The organism is Pilimelia terevasa, assembly GCF_014647915.1.
Classification (GTDB): Bacteria; Actinomycetota; Actinomycetes; order Mycobacteriales; family Micromonosporaceae; genus Pilimelia; species Pilimelia terevasa.
In genome coordinates, this window is sequence record NZ_BMQC01000010.1 from 69,717 (window position 1) to 90,149 (window position 20,433).

Consider the following 20,433-nt stretch of genomic DNA (forward strand, 5'->3'; position numbering starts at 1 on the left):
ACCGCGGCCGCGGTGCGGCGCCCGGGGCTCGGCGGCCGGGGCTCGGCGGCGACGGTCGAGTGCGACCGCGGTGGGCCTTTTCGGCCGACGACTGCCCTTGTCGCGCCCGGCAACAGGTGTGACCTTTACCGGAGGCATGGCGTCGCCGTCCGGCTGGCCGATATGACGAGGCGCGGTCCGCCGACAGACCGTTGTGGGAGTTACCGGACAGTAGGTACAGTGTAGTTACTGGCCAGTAACCGCGCGCGCCCGACCGGAGGTGTCAAGGTGAGTCACTACCGCAGCAACCTGCGTGACCTTCAGTTCAACCTGTTCGAGGTCCTGGGTGACGCCGCCTACGGCACCGGGCCCTACGCCGACATCGACGCCGGTACCGCCCGCGACGTGCTCGCCGAGGTCGACCGGCTGGCCCGGGAGGACCTGGCCCCCAGCTTCGCCGAGGCCGACCGGCACCCGCCGGTCTTCGACCCGGCCACGCACACCGCCCCCCTCCCCGCGGCGTTCAAGTCCGCGTACCACGCCTACATGGACGCCGAGTTCTGGCGCCTGCACCTGTCCCCGGAGCTGGGCGGCACCCTGGCCCCCCGCACGCTCCAGTGGGCCGTCGCCGAACTGGTGCTCGGCGCCAACCCGGCGGTGTGGATGTACGCGTCCGGCCCGTCGTTCGCCCAGGTCCTGCACGAGGAGGGCACGGACGAGCAGCGGCGCTGGGCCCGCCTGTTCCTCGACCGCGGGTGGGGCTCCACCATGGTGCTGACCGAGCCCGACGCCGGCTCCGACGTCGGCGCCGGCCGCACCCGGGCCGTCCCGCAGGCCGACGGGTCGTGGCACCTGGAGGGCGTGAAGCGCTTCATCACCTCCGGCGAGCACGACCTCACCGACAACATCGTCCACTATGTCCTGGCCCGGCCGGTCGGCGTCGAGGGCGCGGGCGGGCCCGGTACCAAGGGGCTATCGCTGTTCGTGGTGCCGAAGTACCACTTCGACCCGGAGACCGGCGCGCTCGGCGCGCGCAACGGGGTGTACGCCACCAACGTCGAGCACAAGATGGGGATCAAGGTCTCCAACACCTGCGAGCTGACGTTCGGCGAGCAGGGGGTCCCGGCGGTCGGCTGGCTGCTCGGCGACGTGCACGACGGCATCCGGCAGATGTTCCGCATCATCGAGAACGCGCGAATGCTGGTCGGTACGAAGGCCATGGCGACGCTGTCCACCGGCTACCTCAACGCCCTCGACTACGCCCGCGCGCGGGTCCAGGGCGCCGACCTCACCCGGGCCGCCGACAAGACCGCGCCGCGGGTGCCGATCATCCGGCACCCGGACGTCCGGCGCTCGCTGCTGCTCCAGAAGTCGTACGCCGAGGGCCTGCGCGCGCTCGTGCTCTACACGGCGCAGTGGCAGGACGCCGTCGCGCTGGCCGAGGCGGCCGGCGACGCCCGCGCCGCCCGCCGCGCGGCGCGGGTGAACGACCTGCTGCTGCCGCTGGTCAAGGGCTGCGGCTCGGAGCGGGCGTACGAGCTGCTCGGGCACGAGTCGCTCCAGACGTTCGGCGGGTCGGGCTTCCTCCAGGACTACCCGATCGAGCAGTACGTGCGGGACGCGAAGATCGACACGCTGTACGAGGGCACCACGGCCATCCAGAGCCTCGACTTCCTGTTCCGCAAGATCGTCAAGGACGGCGGCAGGGCGCTGCTCACCGTGGCCGGGGAGATCCAGGCGTTCCTGGCCGCCGAGGCCGGCAACGGCCGCCTCAAGGACGTCCGGCTGCGCCTCGGCGACGCGCTCGCCGCCCTCCAGGGCATGGCCGAGACGCTGACCGGCTGGCTCGGCGAGGCCGAGGAGGGGGACGCCGCCGCTCTCTACCTTGTCGGTCTGCACAGCCGGCGGTTCCTGCTGGCCGCGGGCGACGTGGTGGTCGGCTGGCTGCTCGCGCGGCAGGCTGAGGTGGCGCTGGCCGCGCTGTCGGCCGGGTGCGCGCCCGCGGACGTGGCGTTCTACGAGGGGAAGGTGGCCGCCGCCCGGTTCTTCGCCGGGGAGGTGCTGCCCCGCCTGGCGGCCGACTCCCGGGTCATGGAGCTGGCCGTGGCCGACCCCATGGAGCTGTCCGACGACGCCTTCTGACGGTGGGGGAATCGGTGTCCGAGGGCGGCCTTGGGCGCCGATTCTCCGTTTGCGTGTGGCGCACGCCGCACATTCTCGCTTTGCCCGACGCCCGGTAGGCCAGGCCGAGTTATCCTGGTTTATCAGGTGAAGGAGTGCGATATGGGAATCGGTGGAGGTATTTTCCTCATCGCGGTGGGCGCGATTCTCGCGTACGCCATCAAGGTCGACGTGGACTTCATCGACCTGCGGGTCACCGGCTGGGTGTTCATCCTGACCGGCCTCACCACGGTGCTGCTGACCGTCTGGTACCTCATGTCGCGGCGGCGCCGGCCGGCCACCGGAGCCGACAAGTCCGTGCTCCAGGAGACCCGGATCGCCCACGGCCACGCCGTGGTCGACCCGGAGCCGATCGCCAGCCACCTGCGCCCGCCCCTGGAGCCGTAGCCGGCGGCGCGCTGGTGGCGTACCGGGCGCAGGTCGCCGGGCCGGTCAGCCGCGGGCGGTGTACAGCTCCGCCAGGGCGGCGTCGCCCGGGCCGAGCCGGGACCACGGGACGCGCGGCCGGTGGACCGCGATCCCGGCCGTCCGCAGGGCCGGCGTCGCCGACGACGGCGCCAGCAGGGCCGACAGGCCGGTGACGGTCGGGTTGTGGCCGATCAGCAGTACCGTGCCCGCGTCGTCCGGCAGCTCCTGGAGCAGGGACAGCAGCGTGCCCGGCGTCGAGTCGTAGATCTCCGCGCGGTAGGCCGCCGCCGGCTGGGCCGCCTCGGCGAGCGCCACCGCGACCGCGTGCCAGGTCTGCCGCGTCCGCCGGGCCGGCGAGCACAGCACGTGGGCGGGGACCAGCCCCCGGCGCAGCAGCCAGGCACCGGCCGCGGCGGCGTCGCCGTGGCCCCGGGTCGTCAGCGGGCGGTCGATATCTTCGCCTTCGTCCGTCTGTGCGGCCTTGGCGTGGCGGAGCAGTACGAGCGTCGTCTCGGTCACCCGCACAGCTTGCCTGATTGGGCCGCGCGCCGTCGGGTAAGAGATCGGTGGACCTGGCCGCGGACCGGCGGCAGGTCGCGCCCGCCACCCTCGCGGGCGCCGCACCCCGGAGGTAGAGGAATCATGGGCATCGGCGGAAGTATCTTTCTGATCGCGGTCGGCGCGATCCTCAGTTTCGCGGTCGACTTCCGGCTCGGCTGGGTCGACATCAACACCGTCGGGTGGGTCCTCATGCTCGCCGGCATCGCCGGCCTCGTGCTCACCCTGGTCTACAGCCGGCGCAGCCGCACCACCGTCGCCACCGGCGGCCGGGGTCGGGTCGTGCAGCAGACCGAGGTCCAGGAGCCGCCGCTCTAGTCGGTCGGTCGCCGCTTTGGTCGTCAGCCGCCGCCCGGGTCGTCGATGCCGCGCAGGATCAGCGCGACCTCGCGCTCGCCGTCGCCGTCGACGCGCACCGGGACCCCCCAGTCCTGGCGGACCAGGTGGCAGGCCGCGTGCGCGGCGTCGGCGTCGCAGGTGGCCGCTTGCGCGACGACCTGGAGCACGCCGCCCGGCACGTCGGGGTTGAGCGTGAGCTGGCGGTGCAGGTCGGTGCCGACGCCGGCACCGTCCAGCAGCAGCGCGGCCGGGGAGGCGGTGATCTCCAGGCGGGTCGGCGGGCCGTACGCGTCGTCGAGCTTCTGGCCGGGCGCCGGGGTGAACACCACGCGCAGCGTGACGGTACCGGCGGCGACCGGCGTGGCCGGCCGCTCCGTGCGGTGCCGGGTGTCGTGGGCCGCCCCGGGCGCCGGGGTCGCGGCGAGGCGGGTCAGCCGGTGGGCGGCGGACTCCACCACGACGACCGCGCCGTCGGCGGCGACGAGCACGTCGCTGGGCTCGGCGAGTCCGGTGTCGACGGTGTCGACCGTGTCGGTCGCCGGATCGTACCGGCGGACCGCGCCGTTGTAGGTGTCGGCGACCAGGACCGTCCCGTCCGGCATCGGGCACAGCCCGAGCGGGTGCTGCAGCAGCGCCTGGCCGGCCGGGCCGTCGGCGTGCCCGAAGTCGAACAGCCCCTGGCCGACGACCGTGTGCAGCGCGCCGTCGGCGACGTACCGCAGCGCGCTCGTCTCGCTGTCCACCAGCCACAGCCGCGTCCCGTCGGGCGACGGGGCGAGCCCGGAGGGCTGGGCCAGCCACACGTCCGGCAGCGGTCCGTCGCGCAGCGCCTCGACCGTGGTGCCGGCGTACACCCCCGCGCGCCCCGAGTCGGGGTCGTACCACCAGAGCTGGTGGATGCCGGCCATCGCGACGATGATCCGGTCCTGGTACCAGGCGACGTCCCACGGGGACGAGAGGTCCAGCGTGGACGCCTCCGCGCCGGCGTCGGGCGGGGCGGCCGTGCCGGCCCGCCACTGCCGGCCCGTACCGGCGAGCGTCCACACCGCGCCGTCGGCGAGGCGCACCGCGCGCAGGCGGTGGTTCACCGTGTCGGCGACCACCAGGTCGTAGCCGAGGGCCGCCGCGCGGTCGGCGGGCAGCGCGCACAGGCCCTGCGGCTCCCGGAACCGGGCAGCGTCCGCGGGGCCGTCCGCGTGGCCGGCGGTGCCGTCGCCGATCACCCGGGTGACCGTCTCGCCGTCGGCGGCCAGCCCGACGATCCGGTGCCGGGCGGTGTCGCTGACCAGGAACCCGCCGTCGGGCGTGGCCACCGCCTTGCCGGGGAAGCGCAGTGTCGTCGCGGCCGGCGGGGGCGGGACGTACGGGCCGTCGCCGCGGCGCAGGGTGCCCTGCGCCCCGTGTACCGCCACCAGCTCGTCGACCAGCCGCGCCAGCCCCTCGGCGTGCCCCTCGCCGGCCATGGTCGCCACGAGGCGGCCGGCCGGGTCCACCACGGCCAGCGTCGGCCACGCCTTCGCCGCGTACCGCCCCCAGGTGATCAGGTCCGGGTCGTCGAGCACGGGGTGCGTCACGCCGTACCGCTCCACCGCCGCGGCCACCGCCGCCGGGTCGCGCTCGTGGGCGAACTTGGGCGAGTGCACCCCGACGACCACGAGGACGTCGGCGTAGCGCTCCTCCAGCGGACGCAGTTCGTCGAGGACGTGCAGGCAGTTCACGCAGCAGAACGTCCAGAAGTCGAGGACGACGATCCTGCCGCGCAGCGCGGCCAGGCTCAGGTCGCGGCCGCCGGTGTTCAGCCAGGCGCGGCCGCGCAGTTCGGGGGCCCGGACGGACGGCGCGCCCACGGCTACGCCGCCGGGGACCTGAGGCAGAGGACCAGCGCCGGCCGCCGCTTCTCCAGGACCGCGGCCGGCTGCGCCTTGTCGACGCACTGGGCCCGCTCGTTGACCCGCTGGCTGATCTGGAACGCGCCGGGCTCGGTGCACAGGACGGGCGAGGCCAGCTCACCGGACTGCTTGACGCAGCGCCCGACGGCGTACTCGTCCTCGGGGGTCAGGGCCCAGATCGCGACGAACGGCACCACGAGCAGCAGGACCGCGGCCCCGAGCACGGCGAGCAGGACCCGGCCGTTGCGTACCTGGGGCGCGGGTGCCTCGTCGGCCGGCGCGTGGTCCGCGGGGTCCTCGACCGGCGCCGGTACGCCGACCGGGCCGGTCGGGGCGGAGGCGGGCGCCTGGGCGGGCGCGGCCGGGTGCGCCGGTACCGTCGGCGTGACCGCCTGGCCCGGCATCGCCCTCGTGGTGGCCCTGGCCGTCGGGGCCGGCATCGTCGCGGTGGTGGCCGCGGCCGCGGAACGCCCGCCGTCGGACTCCGCCGGACCGGCCAGGCCCGCGTAGGCGGTGGCCCCGCCGTACGCCGACATGGCCTGCGGCGCGGCGTCGGCGTGGGCGGCCGCCTCCGGGGTGGTGGCGTGCGGGGCGGCGGCGTGCGGGGTCGCCGGGTGCGGGGGGCCCGGGTGCGGGGCGGCCGCGGGTGGCTGGTGGGAGGCGCCGCCGTACGTGGTGGTCGTACCCACGGTGCGCTGCCCCTGCGGGTGGCGCGCGCCCATCGGCGGCACGGTCGGGTACGCCTGGGTGTCGAGGCGCGCGTGCGCGGCGAAGTCGTCGGGGTCGTCGGTGGCCGCGCGGGCGGGGGTGGCCGGGGCCGGTCCGGGCTGCGTGCGCCAAGCGGCACCGGTGTCCCCGCGCCGGGCGGGCACCGGTGCGCCGGGGTCGGCCGCGGGTCGGCCTGGACCGGCGGCTGCGCCCGGGTGCCCGGCTTCACCCTGGTGCGCCGCCGTGCCCTGGTGCGCCGCCGTGCCCTGGTGCGCCGCCGTGCCCTGGGGCGCTGCCGTGCCCGGGTGGGCGGGTGCGTCGGGGCGGGCCGGTGTACCGGGGTGGGCCGGGGCGTCGCGCCAGCCGTCCAGCCCGCCGGGCCAGCCCGCCGGGGAAGTGGTCTCGCCGGCCGCGGCCGGCGCGCCGGCACCGTACAGCCGGCTCTGCCCCTGCGGGACGGGCGAGCCGTGCGGATGCGGGGTGCCCTGCGGCCGGCCCGGGTCCTGCGGCGGGGTGGCCGGGGCGTGGGGCTGGCGCGTGGGTGCCGGCGGTGCCGCGGCGGTCCGCGCGGGCGGCGCCCACGGGTTCGCCGGGGCGTTCTCGGCTGAAGCGGTCTCGCCTGGGGCGCGGTCGGCTCTGGCGCGGTCGGCCGGGACGCGGTCGGCCAACGCGTGGTCGGCCGGGGTGTGGGTGGCCGGGGTGTGGTCGGGCACGGGGGCGGGGGTGCGGCCGTAGACCCGGCCCGGCGTCTCCCGTCGGGCCGGCGGCTCGGGCTCGTCGCCGTGGAACCACCCGGTCCCGGCGTGGCGCTGGGCGGGGACGGGCGCCGGCAGGTCCCGCTGGGCGGTCACCGGGGTGAAGCCGGAGAAGCTGCCGGTGATCTCGCCGTCGGGCCGGGTACCGGCAGCGCGGGCCGGCGCGTACGGGTCGGTCGGGGCACCGTAGGCGGGCTGCCGGGTGGGCAGGGGGTCGCCGCCGGCCGGGTACGGGCCGGCGGGCGCGCGGAACTCGGGGGCGGACGGCGCGGCAGGCGCCGGGCGGTCGTCGGGCGCCGCCGCGGCGCGGTCCGCGGGACCGGCGTGGTGCGACAGTGGCGGGAGGACGCCGGTGTCCTCGGCCGGGAAGGGCACCGTGGTCGGCGGCGGGCCGATCGGCTCGAAGCTGGACGTACGCGTCACGGAGGGTGACGGGGAGGTGAACGCGGCGAAGGCGGCCGGCTCCCCCGGCCGCGCGTCGGCCTCCGCGACGGCGCCGCCGTGCTCGACCCGGGTCCGACCCGTGGTCGGATCGTGCGGACTCTCGGACGCCATCGGACCTCCTCCATCGCTGACGGCCGCGATCCACTGGCGGGGATGCCGGGGATTCGAGGGCGACGGTACCCCCGAATCGTGCGGAATGGGGGTTCGCCGATAGGCCCATTTCGGCCGTCCGCGCCGCGTCGGGCGGACGGGTTCCGCACCGCGCCGCGCCGTAGGGCGGTACATCACACCGTACCGGGCGTCACCGGTTCGGGGAATTCAGGTGTCACCGGGTCGGGAAACGAGACGACCCGGCCGGGGAATCCCCGACCGGGTCTGGTCGTGCTGTGTACTGCGGAGAATCGGCCGCCGCGGGCGGCGCGGGATCCGACGGTCCCACGGGTGTCACCGCAGGTGACGGGCGACCAGCGTCTGGATCTCGTGCTTCAGGGCGGGGGTCTTGGCGTTCTCCAGCGCCCGCTCGATGGCGCGGCCGCGCCGGTGCGCCTGCCGACGGTCCCGGAGTCGAGTGATCATGCTCATGGCGGTGGATTCCCTTCCGTGGCGGTGTGGGGCTCGGTGCTGCCCCTGTATTCAACCGCAAACAGTCGGCCCGCCGCCATCGATTCTTAGGTGAGCCCCGCCACTGGCCTACATATCGAAGGTGAACGACGGGGTTCACCAATGTTTCCTGAGTCACAGCCAATCCGCGGACCCCGTCTTTCTCGGACCGTTTTGTTCTGTTTGGTCCGATCGGCCGCGCTGGCGGACAGGGAGGTGCCCGGCGTACGGGGAGCCGGTCCTGACGCGCGTGGGGGCGGGGTGACCTCAGTCACCCCGCCCCCACGCTCCGTGCGGTGTCGGCTCAGCCCCAGGCCAGGAGCGCGGCCTCCGGGTCGGCCAGGAACTCGCCGATGTCCCGCAGGAACATCGAGCCCAGCTCGCCGTCGATGATCCGGTGGTCGAACGAGAGGCCGAGCGTCGTGACCTTGCGGATCGCGATCTCGCCCTCGTGCACCCACGGCATGTCCCGGATCGCGCCCAGGCACAGGATCGCCGACTCGCCCGGGGGCAGGATCGGGGTACCGGTGTCGACGCCGAACACCCCGACGTTGGTGATCGTCATGGTGCCGCCGGACATGTCGGCCGGGGCAGTCTTGCCGTCCTTGGCAGTCCTGACCAGGTCGTTGAGGGCGTCCGCCAGCTCCCGCAGGGAGAGCCGGCCGGCGTCCTTGACGTTGGGCACCATCAGGCCCCGCGGCGTCGCCGCCGCGATGCCGAGGTTCACGTACTCCTTGACGATGATCTCGGAGTCGGTGAACGTGGCGTTGACCATCGGGTTGCGCGCCGCCGCCATGAGCATGGCCTTCGCCACCAGCAGCAGCGGCGAGACCCGGACGTCCCGCCAGTCGCGGCGGGCCTTGAGCCGGTCCAGCGCGGCCATCGCGCGGGTCACGTCGACCGTGAGGAACTCGGTGACGTGCGGCGCGGTGAACGCCGAGGAGACCATGTTCTCCGCGGTCAGCTTCCGCACGCCCTTGACCGGGATCCGCTGCTCGCGGTCCGGCCCGAAGGACGGCGCCGTCGCGGCGGCCGCCGGCAGGCTCGCCGGCGCGGCGCTCACCCCGGCCAGGGCGGCCTGCACGTCGTCCCGGGTGATCGAGCCCCGGGGGCCCGAGCCGGTCAGCCCGCGCAGGTCCACGCCGAGGTCCTTGGCGAGCTTGCGCACCGGCGGCTTGGCCAGCACGCCCGTGCCGTTGGCGGCCGGACCGGCCGGCGGCGCGGCCGGCCGGGTGGGCGCCGCGACGGGCGGTGCCGCGACCGGCGCCGCCGCCGGGACCGGCGCCGCGGCGACCGCCGGGGTGCCGCCCTTGCGCGCCCGGCGCTTGGTCGAGCCGATCTTGGGACCGGTGCCGACCAGCATCGGCCCGCCGGTGTCCGGCTCCTGGGCCGTGAGGCCCGGCTCGCTGAACCCGGTGCCGGCGTACCCGGCGCTGCGGCCCCCGGCACTGGCGGCCGGCGTGGTCGTACCGGGCTCCTGGAAGCCCTGGCCGGCCGGCGCGGGCGCGGCGTCCAGCGGCGCGTCGGCCGTGGCCGGCGCCTCCAGCGGGGCGCCGTCGGGCTCGGTGTCGATCGCGATGATCGACGTACCGACCTCGACCGTGGTGCCCTCCGGGAAGTGGATGGCGTGCACGCGGCCCGCCCACTTCGCCGGGATCTCCACCGCCGCCTTGGCGGTCTCGACCTCGACCATGGGCTGGTTCAGGGCGATCGCGTCGCCCACCTTGACGTACCAGGTCAGGATCTCACCCTCGGTGAGGCCCTCGGCCAGGTCGGGGAGCGGGAACTCCTTGATGCGGGACATCAGCTCACCATCCGAAGGCGCGGTCGACACCGTCGAGCACGCGGTCCAGGTCGGGCAGGTACTCCTCCTCCACCCGGGCGGCCGGGTAGGGGGTGTCGTAGCCGGTCACGCGCAGGACCGGGGCCTCCAGGGAGTAGAAGCACTCCTCGGTGATCCGGGCGGCCAGCTCGGAGGAGACGCTGACCTCGCTCGGCGCCTCGTGCACGACGACCGCGCGGCCGGTCTTGCGGACCGACGCGGTGACCGTGGCGATGTCGATCGGCGAGATCGAGCGCAGGTCGATGACCTCGATGCTGCGGCCGTCCTCGGCCGCCGCGTTGGCGGCGTCCAGGGCGGTGCGGACCATCGGGCCGTACGCGATCAGCGTGGCGTCGGTGCCTTCGCGCAGGACCCGCGCGCGGTGCATCGCGGGGGCGGTGGCGACGGTCAGCGAGGTGTCGACCTCGCCCTTCTCGTAGTACCGGCGCTTGGGCTCGAAGAAGACGATCGGGTCGTCGCTGGCGACCGCCTGCTGGATGCCCCAGTACGCGTCGCTCGGCGTCGCCACCGAGATCACCTTCAGGCCGGCGGTGTGCGCGAAGTAGCCCTCGGGCGACTCCGAGTGGTGCTCCACCGCGCCGATGCCGCCGCCGAACGGGATGCGGATGACCATCGGGATCTTCACGTTGCCGCGCGAGCGGTAGTGCATCTTGGCCACCTGGCAGACGATCTGGTCGTACGCCGGGTACACGAAGCCGTCGAACTGGATCTCGACGACCGGCCGGAAGCCCCGGATCGCCAGGCCCACGCAGGTGCCGACGATGCCGGCCTCGGCCAGCGGCGAGTCGATGACCCGGTTCTCGCCGAAGTCCTTCTGGAGGCCGTCGGTGATGCGGAAGACGCCGCCGAGCTTGCCGATGTCCTCGCCCATGAGAAGGACCCGGGGGTCGTTCTCCAGCGCCTTGCGCAGGCCGGCGGTGATCGCCTTGCCGATGGTCATGGTCTCGATCGCCATCAGTGGGCGCTCCCCTCGAACGAGGCGTGGTACGTCGTGAACTCCGCCCGCTGGGCGTCGACCAGCGGCGAGCCGTGCGGATAGACGTTGTCGAACAGGCTGACCGGCTGCGGGTTGGGCATGGCGAGCACCCGGTCGCGCAGGTCGGTGGCGATCTCCTGGGCGTCGGCGTCGACCGAGGCGAAGAACGCGTCGTCGGCGACCTTCTGCTTCTCCAGGAAGCTGCGCATCCGCAGGATCGGGTCCTTGGCCTTCCACTCCTCCAGCTCCGCCGACTCGCGGTAGCGCGTCGGGTCGTCGGTGGTGGTGTGCGGGCCCATCCGGTAGGTGTAGGCCTCGACCAGCATGGGGCCGTTGCCGGTGCGGGCGTGGTCCATGGCGTGCTTGGCGACCGCGTACGAGGCCAGCACGTCGTTGCCGTCCACCCGGACGCCGGGGAAGCCGTACCCGCTGCTGCGCTGGTACAGCGGCACCCGGGTCTGCCGCTCCAGCGGCTCGGAGATGGCGAACTGGTTGTTCTGCACGAAGAAGACGATCGGGGCGTTGAAGACGCCCGCGTAGACCATCGACTCGTGCACGTCGCCCTGGCTGGTGGCGCCGTCGCCCATGAACGCCATGACGGCCTCGCCGTCGGAGGTGCCGACCTTGCCGTCGAAGTTGATCCCCATGGCGTAGCCGGTGCCGTGCAGGCTCTGGGCGCCGATGACGATCGTGTACATGTTGAACTTGTACTTGTCCGAGTCCCAGCCGCCCTGGTCCACGCCGCGGAACAGGCTCAGCGGCATGATCGGGTCGATGCCCCGGCAGTAGAGGACGCCGTGCTCCCGGTACGTCGGGAACGCCATGTCCTGCGGCCGCATCGCCCGGCCGGCGCCCACCTGCGCGGCCTCCTGGCCGGCCAGGCTGGCCCAGATGCTCAGCTCCCCCTGGCGGCAGAGCGCGTTGGCCTCGATGTCCAGCTTGCGGACGATCGCCAGGTCGCGGTAGAGCCCGCGGTACTCCTCGTCGGAGAAGTCGACCGAGTACTCCACGCCGTTGGCGCCCGTGGACCTCTCGATGCGCTCGCCCTCGGGGGTGAGCAGCTGCACCATGTCCGGGCCCGCCGGGGTGCCCGCCCCGGCCTTGCGCCGGGACGTGCGCTGCGGTCGGGCAGCCTCGCCCTTCGCCATGCGTCTCTCCTGTCTGCGTTGCGGCAGCGGGGTTGTCCCGACCGCGTACGGTCCGCGTGGCGGCGGATCGCCGCGCACAACTCCCCGGCCCCGCGCGCGTACGCGCGCGTATCTGTGTCGCCGGGCGCCCCGCGGGGCGGTCCGGCCGTGCCGGTGGCGGCCACGCGCGCCCGCGTCGCCGTCGCCCGGCTGCGGGAGCCGGGCGTGGGGAGCCTAAAGCAGCGCCGTGAACAGGCAAAATGACGCTCGTCACGGGCTGGCCGGCGGCCGGGTCGACCGGCCGCGCCCACGCGGGGACGGCCAGCGCCGGCGGCCTGGTGGCCCCATCCTCGCATTAGGCCGGCCGCGCGCACACCAGGCCTGCGCTCTCGGGTTGACTGACTGTACGATTTGTGGTTAGTCAGCCCTAATGTCTAGTTGGTTTTGCCCGGATCGACCCGCATCCGCGCGGCGAACCGGCTCCCGGAGGAGGCCAGGCGTGACCCCAGCGGCGGGGATCCCCCACCACCGCGGTGCCGGACTCGCCGGCCCGGCGCCCCGGTACGCGCTCCTCGTGGCGCTGCTGGTGGCGCTCGCCTGCGTCCCGACGCTCATCGCGGCGACGGTGGGCATGGCCGCGCTCGACCCGCCGCGCGCGGCGGCGCCGGTACCGTTCATCAGCCGCCCGGCGGCCCCGTCGGTGATCATCCTGCCGGGCCAGCCGGCCGCCCCGCCGCCGGCCGCCGGTACGGCCGACCGGCCGCCGGCCGCCGCCGACGCCGGCTGTCCGCCGCAGACCCTCGACTGGCGCCCGCTCACGCCCTGCTGAGACTCCCGGCCCGCCCCCCGACGCCGCCGCCCTACAGCGGGGAGACCGGCGGCTGGGCGTCGACGGCGGTGAGCGTCGCGTATAGCGCGGCGGCCGGCAGGCTGCGCAGGCGCGCGCAGTAGGTCGCCCAGGTGGTCAGGACGCGCGGCAGCATCGCGGCGTCCACGGCGTCGAGCACGGCGGCCTGCGGAATCCACGTGGTCAGGAACCGGCGGACCTTGGTGGGGCTCCACCGGCGCACGTCGTCCGGCACCGCCTCCTGGTACCGCCACAGCAGGCCGAGGCAGTAGTCGCGGGCGGCGGCGTCGGCGGGGTCCAGGTCGCGCAGGCCCGCGGCCGCCGCCTCCGGGGACCGCAGGAACGCGGCCTGCTCGGCGGGAGCGTCGGCCGGCGGCGGAAACGCCCACGGGGGTACCCCGCCGCCTTCGGGCGGGCCCTCCCCGGCCGCGCCGTCCTCGGGCGCGCCGCCGGCCGCGGTCCCCGGTGCGGGCGTCGGCGGCGGCGTGAGGGGGATGGCCGCCAGGCGGGCGGCGATCAGCAGGCGGTCGGCGCCGGCCGCCTCGTCGTCGGGCCGCTCGGGCGCGGTGTCCGCCGCGGCGAAAGCGCGCCGGACCAGCGCCGCCAGGCCGGCCGGGGCGGGCTCGGCGTACCAGCTCAGCGCGTCCTCGGCCAGCGGCGCCACGCCCGCCCGGAACGCCTCGGCGGACCGGATCACGAACGCCTCGCGGACCCGGCCGAGCTGGTGGTCCACGAGGACCGCGACCGTGTGCTCCGGCCCGCCGGCCGGTTCGTCGTAGGCGAAGGTGGCGGCGAACCCGGACACGTCGCCGTGGATGTCGCCGTAGCCGAGCGTCCCGGTCAGCCGGACACGGCCGAGCTGGCCCACCCACGGCGCGCCGCCGCCTCCGACGTCGCCGTCAGGTCCGTCGGTGCGGGGGCTGTCGTCGCGGGGTCCGTCGCCGGCAGGCCGGTCGTCGTGCCGGCCGGCGGGCGGTGGGAGGTCCCGGCGGCGGGCGGCGGGCGCGCCGGTCAGCGCGGCGAAGACCGCGTGCGGCAGCCGGGCGGTCGGGTCGGGTGCGGTGGCGGCCGCGAAGTCGTCGACGAACCGGGTCACCGCCGCGGCGCGGTCCGGGGCGGAGACGGCGTAGACGCTGCCGAGCAGGGCGCTGCCCAGCAGTTCGGCGTCGAGGGCGGTCGGGGATCCGGGAAGGTCCCCGGCGGCCGCGAGGACGGCCTGGTACGGGGTCCGGGGGGCGGGACCGGGACGGCGCGCGGCAGACATCAACCGAGCGTACGCGGCCTGCTCGCCGTCCCCCTGCTCCCCTCACCCGCCCGGCCCGCGCGCCCGGGACGGGTCACCCGCGGACTCCGCGGGATCCGTGCGGCGTCGTCAGCGGCGGCGGCCGGCGGCCGCCAGTGCCTGGCGCAGCTCGGCGTACGCCTGCAGGACGTCCCGGATCGGCGCCACGACGAGGGTGCGGGCGACCTCGGTCACGGCCGCGTCCAGCGCCCGCCGCGCCCGCTGCCGGGCCCGCCGCGCGCCGACCCCGACCAGCGGCCGGGCCGCCGCGGCGCCGAGCAGGCCGACCAGCAGGCCGCCGCCGGCCAGGTGCGCCTGCAGCGGCAGGTCGCCGATGTGGGCGACCACGAAGGGCGGCAGGCCGAGCACCCGCAGCACGTAGTCGACGACCAGCCAGGCGACGCCGACGACGACCGCGACCGCGCCGGCCCACTGCACGAGCTGGCACGCCCGCCACCAGCCGGGGACCCGGCGCAGGCCGAGGTCGGTCCGGGAGATGGCCAGGTCGAGGGCGTCGGGCAGGTCGGCGAGCCGGGACCGGGCGGCCGCGAGGATCGCGCCGGGCCAGGGCGGCGGGAGGGGGCCGGCGGCGCGGGCGGCGACCTCCCGGACCGCGAGCGCCGCCGCGGCGCGCTGGGCCGCGCCGGCCGGCGGCAGGGAACTCGCGGCCTCGGTCGGGCCGCCGGCCAGGCGCAGGCGGCGCAGCGGGTCCGGGCGCAGCAGGGACAGCCACCGCAGCGGCGGCCACCCCGTGGCGGTGCGGCCGCGCCGGGCGTACGACGCGGCGGCGGCATCGGCGGCGACAGCCACCCCGGCGGCGTCGCCGAGGGCCGTGGCCAGGTCCCGGACGGCACCGCGGTCGACGCTGTCCTCGGCGGCCGCGGCGGCGACGTACGGCCGGAGCCCGTCCAGCACCACGTCCACCTCCGCGTGCCAGCGGCGGGCGGCGGCCTCGCGGCGGGCCACCGTGCGCTGGAGCGCCGTCCGCAGCCCGGTCAGGCCGCCGTCGGCGGTGGCGGACGTGGCGACGACCGGTACCTGGCCCAGGCCCTCCTCGGCCAGCAGCCGCTTCAGGTCCTGTAGGACGTGGGCGACGTCGTCGTAGCTGAGCCGGTCCGCCTGGTTGAGGACCACGACGGTGATGTCCTGCCGCGCCCCGTACTGGCGCAGGTAGCTGGCGTGCAGCGACGTGTCGGCGTACTTCTGCGGGTCGACCACCCAGACGACGAGGTCGACGAGGTCGAGCAGCCGGTCCACCTCGATCCGGTGCGCCGCGGCGACGGAGTCGAAGTCGGGCAGGTCCAGCAGGACCAGCCCGTGCAGGGCGGCCTCGTCGTCGCCGTCGAGCACGCTCTCCCGGACGAACCGGTGCCGCGGCGCCACGCCGATCCAGTCCAGCAGGCCGGCGGCGCCGGTCAGCGGCCCCCACACGCAGGCGTGCGCGACGCCGGTCGTCGGCCGGCGGACCCCGACCGGGGACAGCTCCAGCCGCGCCACGGCGTTGAACAGGCTGGACTTCCCGCTGCCCGTCGTACCGGCCAGCGCCACCACCGTGTGCGCCCCCGACAGCCGCAGCCGCGCCCCGGCCCGCTCGACGAGCCGCCCGGCGGCGTCGAGGCTGCCGGCGGGCAGGACCGGTGCGGCCAGCGCCGCGAACCGGGCGACCGCCCCGACCCGGGCGGCGAGGTCGTCCGCCCCGGCCGCCAGCGGGGTGGGCGCGGCGCCCTGCGCCACCTGACTCATTCGGCTCCCTCCACGGGCGGCAGGGGCGTCGGGTGCGCGCCGACGAGGTCGAGTCCCGCCCGCGCCTGCGCGACTCCGGCGGCGGCGGCGCGCAGGGCGGGGCCGCTGTCGGTGACCGGGTACGCGTCCAGCCTGGCCGTGAACCCGGCCAGGGCCGTGGCGAGCAGGGCGTCGGCCCGGGTGAGGAGGTCGGCGCGGGCCCGGGCGGCCAGCCCGCGGATGGCCTGGTCGCCGAAGATCGCCTCCAGCAGCTTCTGCCCGGCGACGGCGCTGCCGGCGCCGGCGGCCACCTCGGCGCCGGTCGGGATGAAGGCGGTGGACGCGAAGACCGCGACCATGACGACGAGGCTGGTGGCGTTGACGGCGTACGCGGCGCCGCGGGCGCGGGCCCGCTTGTCGGCGCCCTCGACGCGGACCAGGTCCAGGACTCCCCGCTGCCAGTCGCGGATCAGGCGGGCGACCTGCTCGGACAGCGCGTCGCCCGGCTTCTCCAGCTCCGGTCCGACCAGGGCCGTCCCGGCCGGGTGGGACCGCCAGCCGGCGGCGGCCTGCTCGACGGCGTCGGCGGCGGCGCCGCGCAGCAGGTCGGCCAGGCCGGCCTCCAGCGCGCCGCGCAGGTCCTTCTCGGGGACGGGCCGACCGGTCAGCGCGGCCGTCAGGCGGTCGCGGAGCCGGCTGACCCCGGCCTCCAGCGAGCGCATGAGGTCGCCGGTGCCGACGAACTCCTGCCACCGGGCCAGCACCTCGCCGCGCAGCAGCGTCCCGTCGCGCAGGCCGCGGGCGATCCCGTCGCGCCCGGCGGCGCGGGCCTCGTCGACCCGGGCGGCCAGGTCGCCGACCGCGGCGGTCTGCGCGTCGGCCTCGCCCGCCAGGCCGGCCAGCGGCGCCGCCAGCGCGGCCACCGCGCCGTCGAGGGTCTGCCGGACGACCGCGCCGCGGGTGACCGGGTCGAGCGCCAGGGCGTGCAGCCACGCCCGGACCGGCTCCACCTCCCGGGCCGCCAGCAGGCCGTGCGCGTCCACCCGCGTCTCCGGCAGGACGAACAGCGGCGCGTGCGCCAGGTCCCGGGCGTCCAGCATCTCGCGCAGGTGGGTCGTCACCTCGCTGGCGGCCTCCGGCGGGACCCGGTCCAGGACTAGGGCCGTGGCCGTACCGCGGGCGACGGCGGTGCGCAGCAGCCCCCAGGGCACGGCGTCGGCGTACCGGGCGGCGGTCGTCACGAACAGCCACAGGTCGGCGGCGGCCAGCAACTGCCCGGCGAGCAGTCGGTTGTCGTCGACGACCGAGTCCACGTCCGGGGCGTCGAGCAGGGCCAGCCCGGCCGGTACCGACGCGTGCGGGACCAGGTGCAGGGTGGCCGGCGTGCTCGTCGCGGTCGGCGTCCGGGTGAGCCCGGGCAGCAGGTCGCCGCCGCGGAACCACGCCTCGTCCGCGGGGTGGCACAGCAGGACCGGGGCGCGGGTGGTCGGCCGCAGCACGCCGGCCGCGGTGACGGGCGTACCGACGAGGCTGTTGACGAGCGTGGACTTGCCGGCGCCGGTGGACCCGCCGACGACGACGAGTAGCGGGGCGTCGAGCCGGCGCAGCCGGGGCAGCAGGTAGTCGTCGAGCTGGTCGAGGAGGCCGGCGGTGACGGTGCGGGCCTGCCCGGTACCGGGGAGTTCCAGCGGGTAGGCGGTGCCGGCGAGCACGGTCCGCAGGCGGTGCAGGGCGAGGTCGAGCGGGTAGGTGTCGCCGACCTCGGGAGAGTCGCCGTCCGACTCCGCGTCGCCGTCGACCTCGGCAGGTTCGCCGTCGGCGTCGGCGTCGGCGTCGGCGTTGGCGTTGGACGGGTCGGCGTCCGGCTCCGCGGGCGGACCGGACGCCGGAGGGGCGTCGGCGTCCGGGGCGGCCGGGGGCACTGCGGCCGGGGGCACTGCGGGGGGCGGATCGACGGCGGTGTCCGGGGGGACCGCATCCGCGTCGACGGCGGTGGATCGGATCGTCCCCGCGGCCGCGTCGTCACCGGACGGCGTGGTCACGCCCCCACCCTGCCCGATTCGCCCATCCGGTACAACCTCGCGGCCGCGCCGGCCCGCGGGTTGCGTGTGACGGACTCAACTTCGGCTTGACGGCCGGCGGCGCCGTGGCAGTATTGAGTCCGGCCCACTCAACTTCGGGTGAGCCCCGGCCCGGGGAGCCCCATCCGCGCCCCGCGCCGACTCGACCCGCACCCACTCGACCCGGAGGACTGGGAATCATGGCACGAGCGGTCGGCATCGACCTGGGGACGACGAACTCCTGCGTCAGCGTTCTTGAGGGCGGCGAGCCCACCGTCATCGCCAACGCGGAGGGCTCCCGCACCACGCCCTCGATCGTCGCCTTCGCCAAGAACGGCGAGGTGCTCGTCGGCGAGGTCGCCAAGCGCCAGGCGGTGACGAACCCGGACCGGACCATCCGTTCGGTCAAGCGGGAGATCGGCACCACCTGGTCGATCGACATCGACGACAAGAAGTACACCTCCCAGGAGATCTCGGCCCGCGTGCTGATGAAGCTCAAGCGGGACGCCGAGGCCTACCTCGGCGAGACGATCACCGACGCCGTGATCACGGTCCCGGCGTACTTCAACGACGCCCAGCGCCAGGCCACCATGGAGGCCGGCGGGATCGCGGGCTTCAACGTCCTGCGCGTGGTGAACGAGCCCACCGCGGCGGCGCTCGCCTACGGCCTGGACAAGGGCTCCAAGGAGCAGACCGTCCTCGTCTTCGACCTCGGCGGCGGCACGTTCGACGTCTCGCTGCTGGAGCTGGGCGAGGGCGTCATCGAGGTCAAGTCGACCTCGGGCGACAACCACCTCGGCGGCGACGACTGGGACGAGCGGATCATCGACCACCTGGTCAAGACGTTCCGCGGCCAGCACGGCATCGACCTGGCGAAGGACAAGATGGCCCTGCAGCGGCTGCGCGAGGCCGCCGAGAAGGCCAAGATCGAGCTGTCCGCGTCGACCACCACCAGCATCAACCTGCCCTACATCACGGCCGGCGCCGACGGCCCGCTGCACCTGGACGTCACGCTCTCCCGGGCCGAGTTCCAGAAGCTCACCCAGGACCTGCTGGACCGCTGCAGGCACCCGTTCGAGCAGGCGATCAAGGACGCGGGCGTGAAGCTCGCCGACGTCGACCACGTCATCCTCGTCGGCGGCTCCACCCGGATGCCGGCCGTCGCCGAGCTGGTCAAGCAGCTCACCGGCAAGGAGGCCAACAAGGGCGTCAACCCCGACGAGGTCGTCGCCGTCGGCGCCGCGCTCCAGGCCGGCGTCCTCAAGGGCGAGGTCAAGGACGTACTCCTGCTCGACGTCACCCCGCTGAGCCTGGGCATCGAGACCAAGGGCGGCATCTTCACCAAGCTGATCGAGCGCAACACCACGATCCCCACGAAGCGCTCGGAGATCTTCACGACGGCGGACGACAACCAGCCCTCGGTGCTCATCCAGGTCTTCCAGGGCGAGCGCGAGATCGCCGCGTACAACAAGAAGCTCGGCACCTTCGAGCTGACCGGCCTGCCGCCGGCCCCGCGCGGCGTGCCGCAGATCGAGGTCACCTTCGACATCGACGCCAACGGCATCGTCCACGTCAACGCCAAGGACCTGGGCACCGGCAAGGAGCAGTCGATGACGATCACCGGCGGCTCGGCGCTGCCGAAGGACGACATCGAGCGGATGATGCGCGACGCGCAGGAGCACGCCGACGACGACAAGCGCCGCCGCGAGGAGGCCGAGGTCCGCAACGGCGCCGAGCAGCTCCAGTGGCGGACCGAGCAGTTCCTCGCCGAGAACGGCGAGAAGGTGCCCGACGAGTCGAAGAACTCGATCAACGACGCGCTGAGCGAGCTGCGGTCCGCGCTGGGCGGCACGGACATTGAGAAGATCAAGACGTCCAGCGAGAAGCTGAACGAGGTCTTCAGCAAGGCCGGCGCCCAGATGTACGAGCAGGCCGCGGCCACCAACGCCGACGCGCCGGGCGCGCCGACCGCCGGTGCCCCGGGCGCCGACGCCGGCCCGGCGGGCGCCGCGGCCGGCCAGGCCGACGACGTCGTCGACGCCGAGATCATCGACGAGGACCACAAGAAGTGATCCCGCACAACCCAGGGACGGAGGTGGGCGGGTGAGTGAGCGCGAGGAGAGCGGCGCCGACCGCCTGGTCATCCGGGACAAGCGCAAGATCGGTCCGACGGCCGGCCGGCACGCCGCCGAGGGCGAGACGGCCGAGCCCGACGGCCCGCCGGGTACCGCGGAGGACACCCCCGCGGCCCCGCCGGCCGCCGAGCTGGGCGCCCTGCGCGCCGAGCTGGACGAGCGCACGCGCGACCTCCAGCGGGTGACCGCCGAGTACGCCAACTACCGCAAGCGGGTCGACCGGGACCGGAGCCTGGCGGCGGAGCAGACGACCGGCGCCGTCCTGGCGTCGCTGCTGCCGATCCTCGACGATCTTGACCGGGCCCGTACCCACGGCGACCTGGTGGGGCCGTTCGCGGCGGTGGCCGACCAGCTCACGGCCACGCTCCAGAAGTTCGGCCTGGCGGCGTTCGGGGACTCCGGCGACGCGTTCGACCCGACGGTCCACGAGGCCGTCACCCACCTCACGTCGGCGGAGGTCCAGGCACCGACGTGCGTCGAGGTCATGCGCCGGGGGTACGCCCTCGGCGACCGCCTGCTCCGCCCGGCGCTCGTCGCCGTCGCGGAGCCGGCGTAGGGCCATGGCGACCAGGGGATTTCC

General features: G+C 75.4%; 16 protein-coding genes. 6 read left to right on the forward strand and 10 right to left on the reverse strand.

The genetic code is table 11. The features are described 5' to 3' along the window. Window positions 1-267 precede the first annotated feature (267 nt). Window positions 268-2,121 carry an acyl-CoA dehydrogenase gene (locus IEY75_RS14825; RefSeq protein WP_189114935.1) on the forward strand — a complete coding sequence of 618 codons (1,854 nt, stop codon included), beginning with the start codon at window positions 268-270 and terminating at the stop codon, window positions 2,119-2,121. 141 nt (window positions 2,122-2,262) lie between these two features. Beyond that, window positions 2,263-2,547 (forward strand): DUF6458 family protein, encoded by a 285-nt coding sequence (locus IEY75_RS14830; protein ID WP_189114936.1) that lies wholly within the window; start codon window positions 2,263-2,265, stop codon window positions 2,545-2,547. A 45-nt stretch (window positions 2,548-2,592) separates the two neighbouring features. Here the strand turns inward: IEY75_RS14830 and IEY75_RS14835 are convergent, their stop codons facing one another. Further along, window positions 2,593-3,087: a SixA phosphatase family protein gene (locus tag IEY75_RS14835; protein ID WP_189114937.1), complete on the reverse strand. Its 495-nt coding sequence runs from the start codon at window positions 3,085-3,087 to the stop codon at window positions 2,593-2,595. A 123-nt stretch (window positions 3,088-3,210) separates the two neighbouring features. On the opposite strand from IEY75_RS14835, the gene IEY75_RS14840 reads away from it, so the two are divergent. After that, window positions 3,211-3,444: a DUF6458 family protein gene (locus tag IEY75_RS14840; protein ID WP_189114938.1), complete on the forward strand. Its 234-nt coding sequence runs from the start codon at window positions 3,211-3,213 to the stop codon at window positions 3,442-3,444. A gap of 23 nt (window positions 3,445-3,467) precedes the next feature. Here IEY75_RS14840 and IEY75_RS14845 read toward each other — a convergent pair whose 3' ends face one another. The 6 genes from IEY75_RS14845 to pdhA form a co-directional block, all read right to left on the reverse strand. Then, on the reverse strand, window positions 3,468-5,312 hold the full coding sequence (locus tag IEY75_RS14845; protein WP_189114939.1) for an NHL domain-containing thioredoxin family protein: 1,845 nt from the start codon (window positions 5,310-5,312) through the stop codon (window positions 3,468-3,470). Window positions 5,313-5,314: 2 nt separating this feature from the next. Then, window positions 5,315-7,372, reverse strand: coding sequence for a hypothetical protein (locus IEY75_RS14850; RefSeq protein WP_189114940.1), 2,058 nt, complete (start codon window positions 7,370-7,372; stop codon window positions 5,315-5,317). Between the two features lie 333 nt (window positions 7,373-7,705). Continuing rightward, a complete protein-coding gene (locus tag IEY75_RS14855; protein ID WP_189114941.1) occupies window positions 7,706-7,843 on the reverse strand; it encodes a hypothetical protein in 138 nt (45 codons plus the stop codon). Window positions 7,844-8,165: 322 nt separating this feature from the next. Next, the gene (locus tag IEY75_RS14860) at window positions 8,166-9,665 is read right to left on the reverse strand and encodes a dihydrolipoamide acetyltransferase family protein (protein ID WP_189114942.1); all 1,500 of its coding nucleotides are present in this window, start codon (window positions 9,663-9,665) and stop codon (window positions 8,166-8,168) included. 4 nt (window positions 9,666-9,669) lie between these two features. After that, window positions 9,670-10,659 (reverse strand): alpha-ketoacid dehydrogenase subunit beta, encoded by a 990-nt coding sequence (locus tag IEY75_RS14865; RefSeq protein ID WP_189114943.1) that lies wholly within the window; start codon window positions 10,657-10,659, stop codon window positions 9,670-9,672. Further along, the gene (gene pdhA / locus IEY75_RS14870) at window positions 10,659-11,828 is read right to left on the reverse strand and encodes a pyruvate dehydrogenase (acetyl-transferring) E1 component subunit alpha (protein WP_189114944.1); all 1,170 of its coding nucleotides are present in this window, start codon (window positions 11,826-11,828) and stop codon (window positions 10,659-10,661) included. Before pdhA ends, IEY75_RS14865 begins: the two co-directional genes overlap by 1 nt. A 478-nt stretch (window positions 11,829-12,306) precedes the next feature. On the opposite strand from pdhA, the gene IEY75_RS14875 reads away from it, so the two are divergent. Then, entirely contained in the window at window positions 12,307-12,636 is a 330-nt protein-coding gene (locus tag IEY75_RS14875; RefSeq protein WP_189114945.1) for a hypothetical protein, read from the forward strand. A gap of 31 nt (window positions 12,637-12,667) precedes the next feature. Here IEY75_RS14875 and IEY75_RS14880 read toward each other — a convergent pair whose 3' ends face one another. From IEY75_RS14880 to IEY75_RS14890, 3 genes are all read right to left on the reverse strand, one after another. Then, window positions 12,668-13,918, reverse strand: a complete 1,251-nt coding sequence (locus IEY75_RS14880; protein WP_189114946.1) for a hypothetical protein — start codon at window positions 13,916-13,918, stop codon at window positions 12,668-12,670. Window positions 13,919-14,026: 108 nt separating this feature from the next. Next, window positions 14,027-15,679 (reverse strand): GTPase, encoded by a 1,653-nt coding sequence (locus tag IEY75_RS14885; RefSeq protein ID WP_189114947.1) that lies wholly within the window; start codon window positions 15,677-15,679, stop codon window positions 14,027-14,029. Continuing rightward, the gene (locus IEY75_RS14890; protein ID WP_229789725.1) at window positions 15,676-17,700 is read right to left on the reverse strand and encodes a GTPase domain-containing protein; all 2,025 of its coding nucleotides are present in this window, start codon (window positions 17,698-17,700) and stop codon (window positions 15,676-15,678) included. The genes IEY75_RS14885 and IEY75_RS14890 overlap by 4 nt, the downstream gene beginning before the upstream one ends. A 218-nt stretch (window positions 17,701-17,918) precedes the next feature. On the opposite strand from IEY75_RS14890, the gene dnaK reads away from it, so the two are divergent. Next, window positions 17,919-19,790, forward strand: a complete 1,872-nt coding sequence (gene dnaK / locus IEY75_RS14895) for a molecular chaperone DnaK (RefSeq protein ID WP_189114948.1) — start codon at window positions 17,919-17,921, stop codon at window positions 19,788-19,790. Between the two features lie 31 nt (window positions 19,791-19,821). Further along, a complete protein-coding gene (gene grpE, locus IEY75_RS14900) occupies window positions 19,822-20,409 on the forward strand; it encodes a nucleotide exchange factor GrpE (protein WP_229789726.1) in 588 nt (195 codons plus the stop codon). Window positions 20,410-20,433: the final 24 nt, after the last annotated feature.